The organism is Halorarum salinum (assembly GCF_013402875.1).
Lineage (GTDB): Archaea > Halobacteriota > Halobacteria > Halobacteriales > Haloferacaceae > Halorarum > Halorarum salinum.
On sequence record NZ_CP058579.1, the window covers coordinates 609407 to 624027 of the forward strand.

At 71.8% G+C, this 14621-nt stretch carries 13 protein-coding genes; 8 read left to right on the forward strand and 5 right to left on the reverse strand.

Annotated features, from left to right (window positions below):
- The first annotated feature begins 103 nt into the window (after window positions 1–103).
- From cheB to HUG12_RS02940, 5 genes are read left to right on the forward strand one after another with little or no spacing between them, the layout of a single operon-like run.
- Window positions 104–1216 (forward strand): chemotaxis-specific protein-glutamate methyltransferase CheB, encoded by a 1113-nt coding sequence (cheB, locus tag HUG12_RS02920; protein ID WP_394354272.1) that lies wholly within the window; start codon window positions 104–106, stop codon window positions 1214–1216.
- Window positions 1216–3429: a chemotaxis protein CheA gene (locus HUG12_RS02925; protein WP_179267339.1), complete on the forward strand. Its 2214-nt coding sequence runs from the start codon at window positions 1216–1218 to the stop codon at window positions 3427–3429. Before cheB ends, HUG12_RS02925 begins: the two co-directional genes overlap by 1 nt.
- The gene (locus HUG12_RS02930; RefSeq protein ID WP_179267340.1) at window positions 3426–4244 is read left to right on the forward strand and encodes a CheR family methyltransferase; all 819 of its coding nucleotides are present in this window, start codon (window positions 3426–3428) and stop codon (window positions 4242–4244) included. The genes HUG12_RS02925 and HUG12_RS02930 overlap by 4 nt, the downstream gene beginning before the upstream one ends.
- The gene (locus HUG12_RS02935; RefSeq protein ID WP_179267341.1) at window positions 4244–5470 is read left to right on the forward strand and encodes a HEAT repeat domain-containing protein; all 1227 of its coding nucleotides are present in this window, start codon (window positions 4244–4246) and stop codon (window positions 5468–5470) included. Before HUG12_RS02930 ends, HUG12_RS02935 begins: the two co-directional genes overlap by 1 nt.
- Window positions 5467–6342: a CheF family chemotaxis protein gene (locus HUG12_RS02940; RefSeq protein ID WP_179267342.1), complete on the forward strand. Its 876-nt coding sequence runs from the start codon at window positions 5467–5469 to the stop codon at window positions 6340–6342. Before HUG12_RS02935 ends, HUG12_RS02940 begins: the two co-directional genes overlap by 4 nt.
- Before the next feature lie 435 nt (window positions 6343–6777).
- On the opposite strand, the gene HUG12_RS02945 is transcribed toward HUG12_RS02940, so the two are convergent.
- On the reverse strand, window positions 6778–7371 hold the full coding sequence (locus HUG12_RS02945) for a GNAT family N-acetyltransferase (protein ID WP_218836389.1): 594 nt from the start codon (window positions 7369–7371) through the stop codon (window positions 6778–6780).
- A gap of 428 nt (window positions 7372–7799) precedes the next feature.
- On the opposite strand from HUG12_RS02945, the gene HUG12_RS02950 reads away from it, so the two are divergent.
- Window positions 7800–9224 carry a carotenoid oxygenase family protein gene (locus HUG12_RS02950; protein ID WP_179267344.1) on the forward strand — a complete coding sequence of 475 codons (1425 nt, stop codon included), beginning with the start codon at window positions 7800–7802 and terminating at the stop codon, window positions 9222–9224.
- A gap of 62 nt (window positions 9225–9286) precedes the next feature.
- Here the strand turns inward: HUG12_RS02950 and HUG12_RS02955 are convergent, their stop codons facing one another.
- A complete protein-coding gene (locus tag HUG12_RS02955) occupies window positions 9287–10153 on the reverse strand; it encodes a CheF family chemotaxis protein (RefSeq protein ID WP_179267345.1) in 867 nt (288 codons plus the stop codon).
- 157 nt (window positions 10154–10310) lie between these two features.
- Here HUG12_RS02955 and hisA point away from each other — a divergent pair, with 157 nt between their 5' ends.
- Window positions 10311–11039 carry a 1-(5-phosphoribosyl)-5-[(5-phosphoribosylamino)methylideneamino]imidazole-4-carboxamide isomerase gene (gene hisA / locus HUG12_RS02960; protein WP_179267346.1) on the forward strand — a complete coding sequence of 243 codons (729 nt, stop codon included), beginning with the start codon at window positions 10311–10313 and terminating at the stop codon, window positions 11037–11039.
- A gap of 66 nt (window positions 11040–11105) precedes the next feature.
- On the opposite strand, the gene HUG12_RS02965 is transcribed toward hisA, so the two are convergent.
- The gene (locus HUG12_RS02965; RefSeq protein ID WP_179267347.1) at window positions 11106–11258 is read right to left on the reverse strand and encodes a hypothetical protein; all 153 of its coding nucleotides are present in this window, start codon (window positions 11256–11258) and stop codon (window positions 11106–11108) included.
- 173 nt (window positions 11259–11431) lie between these two features.
- On the opposite strand from HUG12_RS02965, the gene hisB reads away from it, so the two are divergent.
- The gene (hisB, locus tag HUG12_RS02970; protein ID WP_179267348.1) at window positions 11432–12022 is read left to right on the forward strand and encodes an imidazoleglycerol-phosphate dehydratase HisB; all 591 of its coding nucleotides are present in this window, start codon (window positions 11432–11434) and stop codon (window positions 12020–12022) included.
- A 33-nt stretch (window positions 12023–12055) separates the two neighbouring features.
- Here the strand turns inward: hisB and HUG12_RS02975 are convergent, their stop codons facing one another.
- Window positions 12056–13213, reverse strand: coding sequence for an MFS transporter (locus tag HUG12_RS02975; protein ID WP_179267349.1), 1158 nt, complete (start codon window positions 13211–13213; stop codon window positions 12056–12058).
- A 550-nt stretch (window positions 13214–13763) separates the two neighbouring features.
- Window positions 13764–14618, reverse strand: coding sequence for a hypothetical protein (locus tag HUG12_RS02980; protein ID WP_179267350.1), 855 nt, complete (start codon window positions 14616–14618; stop codon window positions 13764–13766).
- Window positions 14619–14621: the final 3 nt, after the last annotated feature.

A 14621-nucleotide genomic window follows, 5' to 3' on the forward strand; every position in this document is an offset into this window, starting at 1 on the left:
GAACTATCACCGCTGAAATTCGGGACGGAGCCTTGAAGGAACGCGTTTCGGTACGACGCCGTATGACAGGACGGGGGACGCGACCGACGGGAGGTGTGCGGCGGTGACCCGCGCGCCGCGGACGGTCGTCGTCGACGACTCGCGGTTCATGCGGGGACTCATCACGGACGTCCTCGAGTCCGGCGGTATCGAGGTCGTCGCCGAGGCGGCCGACGGCGCGGAGGCGCTGACCGTCGTCGCCGAGACGGAGCCGGACGTGGTGACGATGGACGTGGAGATGCCGGGGATGGACGGCATCGAGGCGGTCGAACGGCTCATGCGCGAGCACCCGACGCCGACGCTCATGCTCTCGGCGTACACCGAGGACGGCGCCGAGGAGACGTTCGCCGCGCTCGACGCCGGCGCCGTGGACTTCTTCGCGAAGCCGGGCGGGGAGGTGTCGATGGGCGTCTCGCGGATGGAGACACAGCTCGTCGAGACCGTCCGCTCGGTCGCGGGCGCGGACATCAGCGGAGCGGGCGGGACCGGCACGGGAGCGGGAACCGACGCCGGGACGAACGCCGGCGGCGGAGCGGCGACGGCCGCCGCGGCGGGTCGGGGCGCCGGAACCGCGACGGCGGCGCGGACCGCCGGCGAGGTCGAGCCGAACACCACCGTCGTCGTCGGCTCCTCCACGGGCGGTCCGGACGCGGTCGAGCGCGTGCTCGCCGGCCTCCCCGGCGACGCGGACCTCCGGGTGCTCGTCGTCCAGCACATGCCCGAGGCGTTCACCGGCCGGTTCGCGGAGCGGCTCGACGCCGCCTGTGACCTGGACGTGTGCGAGGCGGCCGACGGCGCGCGGGTCGGCCGCGGCGAGGTGCTCGTCGCACGCGGGGGGAGACATCTGGAGGTCTCGCGCTACCGGAACGGGCGACTCCGGGTGAGCCTCGTCGACGAGGACCGCGGGCAGAACGTCCGGCCGTCGGTGAACGTGGCGATGGAGTCGGCCGCCCGGACCGTCGACGACCCGCTCGTCGCCGTCGTCCTGACCGGGATGGGCGACGACGGCGCCGAGGGCGTCGAGGCCGTCGAACGGGCCGGCGGACGGGTCATCGCGCAGGACGAGGAGACGTCGGTCGTGTACGGGATGCCCAAGCGCGCGGCCGCGACGGGGCGCGTCGACAGCGTGCTGCCGCTCGAGGATGTCGCCGGCGGCATCGTCGGGGGTGCCCCGTGATGTCGGACGCCCACGTTCGGGCGTTCGTCCGCGAGAGCGAGGAGGGGATCACGGAGCTGAACAACTCGCTGCTCGCGCTGGAGTCGGATCCCGACGACGCGGCGGCGATGGACGCCATCTTTCGGACCGCCCACACGCTGAAGGGGAACGCGGCCGCGATGGGCTTTTCCGACTTCTCGGGGCTCGCCCACGCGATGGAGGACCTGCTCGACGAAGTGCGGGACGGCGACATCGGGATCTCGCCGGAGCTGATGGACCTGCTGTTCGAGGGCGTCGACCACCTCGACGCGATGCTCGGCGAGATCGACGAAGCGGGCGAGACGAGCGTCGACCCGGGCGACACCGAGGACGCGCTCCGAACGCTGGCCGAGGACGGCACCGGGGCGCTGGAGTCCGACGACGAGGACGGTACCGCGGAAACCGATTCCGCTTCGGGTTCCGAGGGAACCGCAAGCGGGAACGACGGATCGGAGGACGATTCGGCACCCGCCGACTTCGACCACGGGCTCGACCCGGTCGACGACGAGGGCGTCTACCGCGCGGCGGTGACGCTCTCGAAGACGGACATGCCGGGCGTCGACGCGATGTTCCTCCTGCAGGACGTGGAGAACGCGTTCGACGGGGTGGCGACCGACCCCGACCGGGAGGCCGTCGAGGACGGCGCGGGCGCGGACGGCTTCGACTGCTACCTGACCGCGCGAAGCGCCGAGGAGGTTCGCGCGGGGCTGGAGGCGACGAGCCAGGTCGAACGCGTCGAGGTGTCGACCGTCGAGGCCGCCGGCGGCGATCGGGGTGGCGGCCGCGAGGACGACCCGGCCCACGGTTCCGCCGGCCCCGCGAACGAGTCGGTCGACGGCGAGCCGATCGACGACGAGCCGGTCGACGGCGACGAACCGACCGCCGCCGAACCGAATGACGACGACGGGAATCGGAGCGGCGGTTCCTCGGAGACCATCTCGTCGGTCCGGGTCGACGTGGACCAGCTGGACGACCTCTACGGGCTGGTCGAACAGCTCGTGACGAGCCGCATCAAGCTCCGGCGGGAGATGGAGGAGGCCGACATCGACTCGGAGAACCTCGACGAACTGGACAAGATCAGCTCGAACCTCCAGAACACGGTGATGGACATGCGGCTCATCCCGCTGTCGGCGGTCGTCGACACCTTCCCGCGGCTCGTTCGCGACCTCGCGCGCGGGCAGGACAAGGAGGTCTCCTTCGACGTCGACGGCCGCGACATCGAGCTGGACAGGACCATCCTCACCGAGATCCGGGACCCGCTCGTCCACATCCTCCGGAACGCCGTGGACCACGGCATCGAGGACCCCGACGAGCGGGAGGCCGCCGGGAAGGACCGGACGGGGACCATCGAACTGCGCGCGGACCGCGAGCGGGACCACGTCACCATCGTCGTCGAGGACGACGGCGGCGGCATCGACGCGGACGCCGTCCGCGAGAAGGCCGTCGAGAAGGGCGTGAAGCGCCGTGGCGAGGTCGAGGCGATGGACGACGACGAGGCGCGCGAACTCGTCTTCCACCCCGGCTTCTCCACCAACGACGAGGTGACCGACGTCTCGGGCCGCGGCGTCGGCATGGACGTGGTGAAGACGACCGTCAAGGAGCTCGACGGGACCGTCTCGCTCCGCTCGACGCCGGGGGAAGGCACCCGCTTCGAGATCCGCCTGCCCGTCACGGTCGCCATCGTCCGCGTGATGTTCATCGAGGTGAACGGCGTCGAGTACGGCGTCCCCATCAAGAACATCGCGGAGGTGTCCCGCGCGGACGGCGTCGACGTCGCCAACGGCGACGAGGTCGTCCGCCACGACGGCGACATCTACCCGGTCGTCCGCCTCGGCGAGGTGTTCGCCGACGCGACCGCGGGCGCGGACTCGGGCGACGGCTCGGCGGTCGCCGACGGCGGGAACGACCCGCCCGGCGAGGGAACGCCCGACGGGGGAACGACCAGGGACGGTTCGTCCGGCCGCGCGTCCCCCGGCGACCGGGAAGACCGTACGGACGGGATGCTCCTGCGCATCCGGGAGGACAAGCGGCCCGTCGCGCTCCACTGCGACGAGGTGCTCCACCAGGAGGAGGTCGTCGTGAAGCCGCTGGAGGGCATCCTCTCGGGGACGCCCGGCCTGTCGGGGACCGCGGTCCTCGGCGACGGGGACGTGGTGTCCATCCTCGACGTGGAGACGCTCGGAGGGGGTCGATGAGGGCCGCGAGCGACGGCGGGGACGGGTTCGACGGGGTCATCCGCTACGTCGAGGACGAGGTGCCGTTCGAGCCGGGCTACTACAACGAGGCGTACCTCGGGCGACGCATCGCCGCGCGGATGCAGCGCCGGAAGGCGGCGGACCACGAGGAGTACCTCGGGATGCTCCGCCGGGACGACGACGAGCGCGAGGCGCTGCTCGACGCGCTCACGATCAACGTCACCGGCTTCTTCCGGGACCCGGACATGTGGGCCGACCTGCGGCCGGTGCTGCGCGAACTCTCGGCCGACCGGCGCCGGGTGAGCGCGTGGAGCGCCCCGTGTGCGGACGGCCGGGAGCCGTACTCGCTCGTGATGCTCGCGACCGACGACCCCGAGGTGAACGAGCGGCGACTCGACGTGGCCGCCTCCGACATCAGCGAGGAGGCGCTCGCCGCCGCCCGGGCCGGCGTGTACGAGACCACCCGAACGACCGACATCGGCGAGGAGCTCGGCCCGCTGTCGACCTACGAGCCGTACGTGGAGGAGGACGGGAACGTGTTCCGGGTCCGCGAGGCGATCAAGCGGCGGGTCAGCTTCGAGACGCGCGACCTCGTCAGCGACGGGGGCCGCTCGGACGTGGACCTGCTGTTCTGTCGGAACCTCCTCATCTACATCGACGCCGGGTACAAGGGCCGGCTGTTCGAGACCCTGGAGGCGTCGCTCCGGGAGGGCGGCTACCTCGTGGTCGGGAAGACCGAGACGATCCCGCCGGACAGCCGCGACGCGTTCGAACCGGTGGCGAAACGGAGCCGCATCTACCGCTACACGGGATAATGTCGCTCTACCGCCTCGCCCGGGACAACGAGCTGGACGAGCTCTGTGAGCGGGCCAAACACAGCGACAGCGCGGCGGTTCGGAGACGGGCCGCCCTGATGCTCGGCGACGTGAGCGACCCGGGGGACGACCGGACGATGGACGTGCTCGTCCACCTCGTCACCGAGGACGAGGACGACGCGGTCCGCGCCGGCGCCGTCGACGCGCTGGACGAACTCGGCACCGACGCCGTCGAACGGCTGCTGGCCCGGAAGGCCGGCGTGAACCCCGACGGCGCGAACTGGGTCGCCGTCCGGGCGTTCGCGCGGGCACTCTCGGCGGACGTCCCCGAGTTCCGGATGGCCGCCGCGAACGCGCTGGGCCGCATCGGCGACTCGGACGCCGTCGGCCCGCTGGTGAAACGGCTGGACGACCCGCACCCGCACGTCCGCGAGCGAGCGTGTCACGCGCTCGGGCGCATCGGCGACCCGCGGCCGGTCGGGGAACTGCAGGGGATGCTGGCGGACGACCACGGGGCGGTGAAGGCCGCCGCCGCGGACGCGCTCGGGACCATCGCGTCCGGGCCGGCGCTCGCGGCCCTGCTCGATCTGCTCGAGGACGGGAACCCCTCCATCCGCCGGGTCGCCGCGAGCGCGCTCGGCAACGCCAGCAGCGCGAAGCCGGTGCCGCGGCTCGCTGCGGCGCTGGGCGACGAACACGACACGGTCCGCAGCGCGGCGGTGTTCTCGATCATCGAGCTGCTCGCGAACGCGCCGACGAAGCAGTCACACCAGGTCCGCGAGGCCGTCGTCTCCGAACTGCGGGAGGCCGACGACGACACGGTGCTCGGCCCGCTCGTGGAGATCCTCGAGGAGGCGTCCCAGGCCCGGCAGCGGCGCAACGCCGTCTGGTTCCTCGGGCGCGTCACCAGCGAACGGCCGCCGGACGCGGTGGTCGACGCGCTCGTCGAGGCGCTCTCGGACGACGATAAGATGACCGCCCAGTTCGCCGCGACGAGCGTCACCGAACTGGAGGGACACGGCGTCGAGTCGGCGCTCGTCGGCCTGCTGCGCGACGACGAGGCGCCGACGGACGCGCGGGCGAAGGCGGCGTTCGCGCTCGGCGACGTGGGCGGCTCCCGGGCCCGGGAGGAGCTCGACCGGATCACCGACGCCGACGACGTGGACAGACGGATCAGGAAACGGGCGTTCGCTGCGCTCTCGAAGCTCGGAGGTGTGAGACGATGAACGACGGGAACGACGGGGAGTACAAGGTCGCGGACACCCACGGCCGGTTCGCACAGGCGGTCAAGAACGGCAGAAAGATCAACGACGTGAGCTGGACGAACGGTCGCATCATCCTCTCGAACCGGCGGATCGTCCTCGTGGGCAACGGGGGGAAACGGACCATCGCGCTCTCGGAGGTCGAGGGGATCGGCGGCCGGTACGACGCCAGCCAGGACATCGCGCGCGTCTCCAACTACGTGAGCCTCCGGCTCGGCGAGGAGGTGTTCCTCCTCACCTCGGAGGACCACGAGGCGTTCCGGACGGACCTCTACCGGGCGTTCCTCGACCGCCGGGTCGTGTACGCCCGCCACCCGGCGGTCGCCGGCGGCGTCGTGCAGGACACCGAGTGGGAGCAGGCCCGCGTGAAGGTGGAGGCCGACGGCATCAGCGTCGCCCAGCAGAGCGGCGCGTTCGTCAGGCTCGAGCTCGACGACATCGGCACGCTGGAGGAGGCCGAACGCACCGTTTTCGACGAGAAGCGGACCGTCATCGAGGCCGAGCACACCGACGAGGACGGCACCAGCGTGCGGACGTACCTCTCGGGCGAACCGTGGCACGTCGCGGTCATCAAGTCGTACCTCCGGCAGGGCCAACGGCAGGCCGAGGGCTCGGTCGAGTTGAGCGAGGCCGAACGCGAGGTGCTGATGGCGCTGTACTCGGGGGTCTCCTCCTTCGAGGTGCCGAACTTCCTCGGCATGGACGTCGACCGCGTCGAGGAGACGTTCGAACGGCTCATCGAACTCGATGTGCTGGAGGAGGTGCGGACGCGACGGGAGGTGAACCTGATGCCGCGGGGACGGAACATCGCGAGCGAGGCGATGAACGAGCAGTGATTTCGTGGGGTCGTGCGTTTTCGTGGTCGAGTCGACAGTTTCGCGAGTAGCGCTCTTCTCGGCGGCCTGGACCAGTGGACCGTGACAGAACCTAGTTCCCGAAAGTCCCCGCGGCTGTCGAGTCCGGAATCTGCCCGGTCGTCGGGGGACGGTTTCCGAAAGCCCCCGCGGGTGTCGGCTCGCGCGGCCGGCTGCGCTCCTCGCGCTCGTTACACTCGCGCTGCGGTGCTTGACCGCCCGTGCATCGCCGACACCCGCGGCCCCTTTCAGTCCCACCCCGCACCGCAAACCGCACCTCACCCTCCCCAGCCTCCTGCGCTCCTCGCCTCGGTCGTTCACTCCGTTCACTCCCTCTGCTGCGGTGCTCGTCCCTCGCGCGTCGTCGGCCGCGCACAGGGCGCGGCCGCCGCGCGCCAACCGGCTGATTCCCACCGCTCAGCGATCCACCGACCCCTCGCCCGTCGCCACCGCGTCGTCGAACCACGGCTCCCGGCGCGCGTCGGCGAACGTCGTCGGCGGGTCCGGGTCGTCGGCGTACTCGCCGACCGACAGGTGCCACCAGCGCACGTCGCGCCACTCGCCGTGCTTGTACCCCACGCGCTCGAAGGTCCCCACCGGATCGAACCCCATCGCCTCGTGGAAGCCCGTGCTCGCTGGGTTCGGGAGCGCCGTCACGGCGTAGACGTTCCGGAACCCCTGTCGTCGGAGCACGGCGAACAGCGACTCGTACAGCCCCCGTGCGACCCCGGCGCGGCGCGCGTCCTCGCGGACGTACACCGAACTCTCGACCGACCAGCGGTACGCCCCCCGCCCCCGGTGCTCGTGGGCGCAGGCGTAGCCGAGAACCGAACCGTCGTCGCGGACGAGCCACGGGAGCCGGTCGACCGTGTCGGCGATCCGGCGGCGCATCGCCGCCTCGTCCGGCGGTTCCTCCTCGAACGAGACGCTCGTCTCCCCGACGAACGGCGCGTAGATGTCCCGGATGGGGGCGGCGTCGGCCGCGGTCGCGGGGCGGATGTTCGGGGACACGTCCGTCGGTGGCGGCCGGGAGAGAAAAAGCCGCCCCCCACGTCCGATTCCGTCCGTCACCCCGTCAGAATCCATGAGTCGCCCCCACCTGTCGCTCGCAACGGATGCGACGCCCTCCGGTCGCGCGACGGTACGCCGTCGCCGTTCGTCCTTGGCCACTTCGGAGTCCGGTTCGGAGGGGTGGGACGACTACGTGTTCACCGACTCGATGCGCTGGCTCACGGCGAGGCGACCCTTCGCGGTGAGCCCCGTCCCGGTCCCGGCGTCCACGAACCCGTCGGAAGTCAGTCGGGGCATCCCGGGTACAACCACCGATGTCGGTGGACGACGCAGAACCGATAGCGCTCGCACGAGGGAGGCGACGTCACCGTGCCCATCGACGGAGTCGAGGGCAGCAACTTGATGGAGCGAGACGACGAAAACCGGGCATGTCGGCGCCCTACGCTCCGGGGTTCCGTTCGTTGACGAACGAGGTCACCGACCACCGCCCCCCGGTGGAGGGATCGATCCCCGAGTGGCTCTCGGGGACGCTCGTTCGCAACGGACCCGGTCGCTTCGACGTCGGGTCCGAACGCCTCACCCACTGGTTCGACGGGTTGGCGATGCTCCGTCGCTACGCCTTCGACGACGGCGAGATCACCTACTCGAACAGGTTCCTCCGGACGAACGCGTACGAGGACGCGTTGCACGGGACGCTAACCGGGCAGTTCGCCACCGACACGCGCGGCTGGCGGAAGGTCCTCTCGTGGCTCCGGTCGCTCGGGCCGCCGGACAGCACGGACAACGCGAACGTCCACGTCGCCCGTCTCGACGGCGAGTACGTCGCGCTCACCGAAGCCCCGCGCCGGGTCGCCTTCGATCCGCGGACGCTCGGAACGCGCGGGGAGTTCACGTTCGAGGACGAACTGACCGAACACGTCGCGACCGCGCATCTCGTCGACGACCCCCACCGCCGGGAGTGGGTGGGGTTCGCGACCCAGTTCGGGCGGCGGCCCCGGTACCACCTCTACCGGATTCCCGTGGGGAGCAGGTCGCGTGAGGTGATCGCGTCGATCGACGCCGACGGGCCGGCGTACGTCCACGATTGCAGCGTCACTGCCGACCACGTCGTCGTCGTCGAGACGCCGCTGGTGATCTCCGTGCTGCGGGCGCTCAGCCCGTTCTCCGAGGGTGTACTCGACGCGTTCGACTGGCGGCCCGAGCGGGGGACGCGCGTGCTGGTCGTCGATCGGGAGACCGGCGACCTGGTGGCCGACCCGACGCTCCCGCCCGCGTTCGTGTTCCACCACGTCAACGCCTACGCCGACGGCGACACGGTGGTACTGGACCTCGTCGAGTACCCGAACGCGGACGTCGTCGAGGCGATGCGGCTGGACCGTCTCGCCGGTGACGGGTCCGATGCCGTGTCGGGGTTCCCGGACGTTCCGGACGGGTACCCGGTACGGTATCGAATCGACACGCGACGCGGCATCGTCGATCGCGCTCGACTCCATCCGACTGGGATGGAGCTGCCGCGCGTCCCACGTCGCGTCGTCGGCCGCCGGCATCGCTACGCGTACGGTCAGGGGACGGACCGCGACGGCGCGAACGGCCTCGTGAAACTCGACTGCGAGGCCGGAACGACGCGCGAGTGGTGGGAGCGGTCGGTGTTCGTGGAGGAACCGGTTCCCGTACGGCGACCGGGCGGGACCGACGAGGACGACGGCGTGGTGGTGGCGACGGCGCTCGACGCCGACCGCGAGCGGACGCTCCTCCTCGTCTTCGACGCCGCGACGCTCGACCTCCTGGCCCGGACGGTCCTCCCGCACGCGGAGCCGTTCGGCTTCCACGGCCGGTTCTTCGCGGAGGCGTGATTCCCGATCGGGGCGGTCCGCTCGCCGATGGAACGGAACCTGCGGACCGGAGTCCGGACACCTCAGGTGTTCACCGACTCCAGCCGCTGGCCCACGACGACCCGGCCCTTCGCGGTCAACTCGGTCCCCGTCTCCGTGTCCACGACGATTCCCTGCTCGGCGAGGCCGTTCAACAGCATGGTGAGCCGCTGGGGGTCGATGTCCACGATGGCCGACAGCGAGACGCCCTCGCCCGCCGAGTAGAGCGAGACGAGCACCTCCAGTTCGTCCTCGCCGAGGCTGACGTCCTCGAGTTCCTCCTTCACGTCGGCGTACCGGAGCCGGATGTACCGCCCGAGCAGGTTCGTCTTCCGCCCGGAGCCGATGCCGACCTCGGAGGTGACCGCGGTGCCGTCGTCGATGTGCCGGAAGGTGACCACCGGGCGCGGGCCGTTGCCGAGGTCGCGGTCCTCGCGCTCGACGGCGACGACCGTCTCCAGGTCGACCGTGAACGGGTCCGTCTCGCGGACGAACGTGAGTTTGCCGTGTTCGAGTCGGAGCGACGCCCGCTCGGAGGACGCGTCCGTGACCCGACCGCCCCGCCGCGCCGGGTGGCGAACGAGCGCGGGCGTCTCGTTGAGCAGCACCTTGAACAGCACCGTGGCGAACCGGTCGATGTTCGTGTCCGAGCCCTCGACGGCGGCGACCCGCCGCTCGTCGTCGACGCGGTAGGCGAGGGTGACGGTGTCGTCGAAGTAGGGCGCCATCTCCGGGGGGACCTGCCCCACCTTCACGTCGAACACCGACGAGAGGGGGACCGTCTCCCGCAGGTCGTCGGTCGCGAGCACGAGCCGTCGCTCGCTGAGCAGGATGCGGCCCGTCGGGGGCTCGCCCGCGACGCCGGCCGCGAAGAAGCGGCCGACGAAGTCCGCGACGACCGACTCGCTCATACACCCCGCTACGAGTCGGATTACTTCACAGTTTCGCACGGCGTATTCATCCGAACATCGGGGACGGCGCGGCGTTCGAGGGGAGTCCGCGTCGCCGTCGTAGACTGCCGCCATCACGAACCGTTTTCCCCCTGCCCGGGCTACCGCCGGTGTCCGAATGACGCAGTTCCCCGAGTTCGAGGTCGTTCCGGCGGTGGACGTGAAGGACGGCGAGACCGTCCAGCTCGTCGGGGGCGAGCCGGGAACCGGCTCGCGCCACGGCGACCCGGTCGAGGTCGCCGAGCGCTGGGTCCGGGAGGGCGCGCGGACGCTCCACCTCGTCGACCTCGACGGCGCGTTCGTCGGCGAGCGGGAGAACGCGCCCGCACTCGAGGCCATCGTCGACGCCGTCGGCGACGAGGTCGGCCTCCAGGTGGGCGGCGGCATCCGCTCGGCGGGCGACGCGGCCGCGCTGCTCGACCGCGGCGTCGACCGCGTGATCCTCGGCACCGCCGCGGTCGAGAACCCCGACGTCGTCGCCGAGATATCGGCGGAGTACCCGGGGAGCGTGATGGTCAGCCTCGACGCGAAGGACGGCGAGGTCGTCGTCTCCGGCTGGACCGAGGGCACCGGGCTCGACCCCGCCGAGGCGGCGGGCCGCTACGAGGAGCTCGGCGCCGGCGCCGTCCTCTTCACCGACGTGGACGTCGAGGGACGGCTCGAAGGGGTGAACCGCGAGGCGGTCGAGCGCGTCGTCGACGCCGTGGAGATCCCGGTCGTCGCCTCCGGCGGGGTCGCCTCGCTGGCGGACGTGCGGGAACTGCGCGAGGCCGGCGCCGCCGCGGTCGTGGTCGGCACCGCCCTGTACGAGGGGCGGTTCACGCTCCGCGAGGCGCTGGACGCCTGACGACGTCCGGGGAAGGCGGGTCCTCCCGCCGGTCGCCGACCGACCTCCGGACCCGCCGCCCCGACCTCACTCGCCGAGGAACCGCGAGAGCGACGCGACGGCGAAGGTCGTCGAGAGCGCGACGAGCGTGACGCCCGCGACGACGCCCAGCGCCGTCGCCGAGGCGATGGAGACGGACCCGCCCGCGAACGCGAGCAGCGCGGGGAACTCCGATTGCATGGACCCGACCGACGGGCCCCGACGTCATGAACCCCGAGCAGACGGCCGTCTGACGTGTCTGACGGGTGACGGACGGGCGGGGGTGGCACCCGCGGCGGCGTCCGCCAGCCGGGTGCGGGAACCGCACCCACGGTTCCGCAACCGTCTTGGCGGGTCCGCCCCGAGGTCCGCCCATGAGCGACCGTACGGCCGCCGTCACGCGGGGGACGGCGGAGACGGAGATCGAACTCACGCTGGGGGTCGACGGCGACGGCGACCACGAGGTCGACACCGGCGTCGGCTTTCTGGACCACATGCTCGCCGCGCTGGCGAAACACGGCCTGTTCGACCTGACCGTCCGGTGTGACGGCGACCTGGAGGTCGACGACCACCACACCGTGGAGGACGTGGCCATCGTGCTCGGCGAGGCGTTCGACGAGGCGCTCGGCGACCGGCGCGGCATCCGCCGCTACGCCGACCGCCGGGTGCCGCTGGACGAGGCCGTCGCGAGCGTCGTCGTGGACGTGTCCGGCCGGCCGCACTTCGAGTGGTCGGGGGAGTTCTCCCAGGACCGGGTGGGGGAGTTCACGAGCGACATGGCCCGCCACTTCGCCTACTCGCTGGCGACCAACGCCGGCCTGACGCTCCACGCGTCGATCGAGTCGGGCGTGAACGCCCACCACGAGGTCGAGGCGCTGTTCAAGGCGCTCGCGCGGGCGCTGGACGACGCGACGCGGCTGGACGAACGCCGGAGCGAGGTGCCGAGCACGAAGGGCGACCTCTGAGCGGAAGTCCGTCGCCGGGGCGCCGACGACGGGTCAACTCGGCAGCCGACCCGTTCGCTCGAGGAACACGAGGACGACGATGGAGGCCCCGAGGAGGAGCGCCGCGCCGCCGAACACCGAGTCGTAGGAGTACCCGCGCTCGACGAACAGACCCAGGGCGTACGAGCCGAGCGCCTGCGTCAGCATCCACGTGGAACTGAACGCGGCGTAGGCGCTACCCCGCGTCGAGTCCGGGAGCGTGTCGAGGAGGTAGGTGTCCACCGCCGGGAACAGCGCGTGGACGACGAAGCCGACGACGGCGGTGATCACGACCAGCGGAAGCAGCCCTTCCGCCATCGTCAACGCGAGCAGGCTGGCGGAGAACGCGCCGACGATCCCGAGCAGGTACGGGACGTGGGGGAGCCTGTCGGCCAGGTCGCCGCCGAAGTAGAACGCGGGGACGCCGGCGGCGAAGACGATCGTGAGCATCGCTCCCGCCGCCCGGTCGGAGAGCCCCTTCGACTGCATGTACAGTTCGTAGAAGTTGAACACGCCCTGCCAGACGAACACCGCCGCGCCGACGATCGCCAGCGTCGTCGCGATGATGCGCCACTCCGAGAGCGCGCCGGCGAGGAAGTCGCGATCGGCCTCCCCCGCGTCCGGCATGTCGGTCCCCCGCGCGGCGACCCACGTGTAGGCCGTCACCGCCGCCGCGCCGGCGGCAATCGCCCACAGCGAGAGCCGCCAGTCGACGAGGAGCGTGAGCGCGACGAACGGCGCGGCGACCACCGCGGCGATCTGGCTGGCACCCCCGTGGATTCCCATGACGCGGCCGACGCGCTGCGGGTATAGTTCGCTCAGGAGCGGGTTCGCCGAGACGAAGTACACCCCGGAGGCGATGCCCATGAGGAACGCCCCGGCCATGAGGTGCCGGACCGTCGTCGCCGTGGCGGCGATCCCCGAGGAGACCGCGAGGATCACGCCGGACCCGAGCACGACGTGGTGTCTCGGGACCTTGGTGAGGAGCCACCCGGTGGGCATCCGGAGGGACGCGCTCCCCACCCACGCGAGCGTCACGACGAGGCCGGCGGTCGCCTCGCCGATGGCGAACTCGCCGATGAACACGTCCAGGAGCGGCGCGAAGACGATCCTGGCGAGGTTGACGAGGAAGACGAGTCCACAGAAGGAGGCGAAGAGTCGAGCGCGGGCCACGGTCGTCGTTCCGGCCAGCGGGCCTCAAGCGTTCCGAAATCCGAACGATTCGCCGCAGTCCGGGCGGTCGCCACGGAACCGACGTCCGCTCCTCAGCGAAGGGCCCGTGACACGCCGGACCCGTCGTCCATCCCGAGGCGACGAACCCCGTACTCGGCGCCGCCCGCGAGAAACGCCGCCGCGGCCACGAGGAACCAGCCGACCAGGTACCAGCCGGACGGCGTCGGGTCGGACGGGAGTCGGGGTCACCGGCGGCGCGACGTACACCGACCACGTGCCGTACGCGGACGCGACGAGTGCACCGGCGACGACGATGGCGTACGCGAGGGACGGGTCGACGCGCGTCGAGAAGCCGAACCAGGGCCAGAGCGCTCCCGCGACGACGAGGTGGAAGGCGGCGCCGAGCAGGACGGGGCCGAGCGTTCGGCGGGACGGGAGGGGGACCGCATCCGGGAGGGATGTGGAGCGGGGAGGTCGGCCGGCGGCGTAAATCCTCCTCCGGAGCACGACCGTCCCCGCAGTGTGGCCCCGGGGTCGCGCTACCGGGCCGTCACGCCTTCGTCAGCTTTCCGCGGTTCTCCGCGAGGACGTCGCGCTCGATGGCGTGGTCGATGATCGCCTCGACCTCCGAGACCTCCAGTTCGTAGGCGCCGCTCGCGAGGTCGGTGATCTCCGCGCGGTCGACCGGGAACTCGCGGTTGTTCAGCAGGCGCATCACGGTCCGGAACTCGTCGGGTTCCCCGGGGCGCGACCGCTCCGGACGCCCGTCCTTTCCGGCGGTCTCGTCGTCCGATTCGGTCCCGGCCTCGTCGGCCCCGTCCGCTCCGACCGCTCCATCCGATTCGTCGGCGTCGTCCGCGTCCGCCCCTCCGTCGTCGCTCGCCCCGTCGTCGTCGGCCGCCTCCGGTCCGGAATCGTCGGGCACGGGGTCCTGTTCGGCGGCGGTGGCCCTCCGGACGGCCGCGACGTCCGAGGCGTCCATGGTCCGCCGTTCCGCGCCGTCGGCCCCGTCCTCGTTCCCCCGTCGCGTCCGGGGCGCGCCGGAGTCGATGATGACCGCGTCGTCGGCGGGCGAGACGGGGTTCTCCGAGCGGGCGCTGGCCTGTGCGCCGTCCTCCGGCCCCTCCGCGTCGGCGTCCCCGTCGTCGGCGCCCGACTCGAGGGTGGACTGTGCCGGGTCGGTGGCCGAGGCGGCCCGCGTGTCTCCGCCGAGGTCGGCCGCGGGGTCGGAGGTGGCGCCGAGTCGGGCGAGAAGCGGGGCGGTCACGGAGTCGAGCGTGGTCCGGCAGCGCTCACACAGCACCACGCGCACCTGTTCCTCGGGCGTCGGGTCGAGTTCCGACGGGACGACCTCGTAGGCGCCCGCCGCGCGCGCGCCGCAGAAGTCGCAGTCGAGTTCGCGCATGGG

What these genes read in the sequence shown, in the direction of transcription:
- HUG12_RS02940 (WP_179267342.1), top strand. Translation starts at nt 5,467, where the DNA reads ATGAACGACGGGAACGACGGGGAGTACAAGGTCGCGGACACCCACGGC.
- HUG12_RS02930 (WP_179267340.1), top strand. Translation starts at nt 3,426, where the DNA reads ATGAGGGCCGCGAGCGACGGCGGGGACGGGTTCGACGGGGTCATCCGC.
- HUG12_RS02980 (WP_179267350.1), bottom strand. Translation starts at nt 14,618, where the DNA reads ATGCGCGAACTCGACTGCGACTTCTGCGGCGCGCGCGCGGCGGGCGCC.
- HUG12_RS02955 (WP_179267345.1), bottom strand. Translation starts at nt 10,153, where the DNA reads ATGAGCGAGTCGGTCGTCGCGGACTTCGTCGGCCGCTTCTTCGCGGCC.
- HUG12_RS02935 (WP_179267341.1), top strand. Translation starts at nt 4,244, where the DNA reads ATGTCGCTCTACCGCCTCGCCCGGGACAACGAGCTGGACGAGCTCTGT.
- HUG12_RS02925 (WP_179267339.1), top strand. Translation starts at nt 1,216, where the DNA reads ATGTCGGACGCCCACGTTCGGGCGTTCGTCCGCGAGAGCGAGGAGGGG.
- hisA (WP_179267346.1), top strand. Translation starts at nt 10,311, where the DNA reads ATGACGCAGTTCCCCGAGTTCGAGGTCGTTCCGGCGGTGGACGTGAAG.
- HUG12_RS02965 (WP_179267347.1), bottom strand. Translation starts at nt 11,258, where the DNA reads ATGCAATCGGAGTTCCCCGCGCTGCTCGCGTTCGCGGGCGGGTCCGTC.
- hisB (WP_179267348.1), top strand. Translation starts at nt 11,432, where the DNA reads ATGAGCGACCGTACGGCCGCCGTCACGCGGGGGACGGCGGAGACGGAG.
- HUG12_RS02950 (WP_179267344.1), top strand. Translation starts at nt 7,800, where the DNA reads ATGTCGGCGCCCTACGCTCCGGGGTTCCGTTCGTTGACGAACGAGGTC.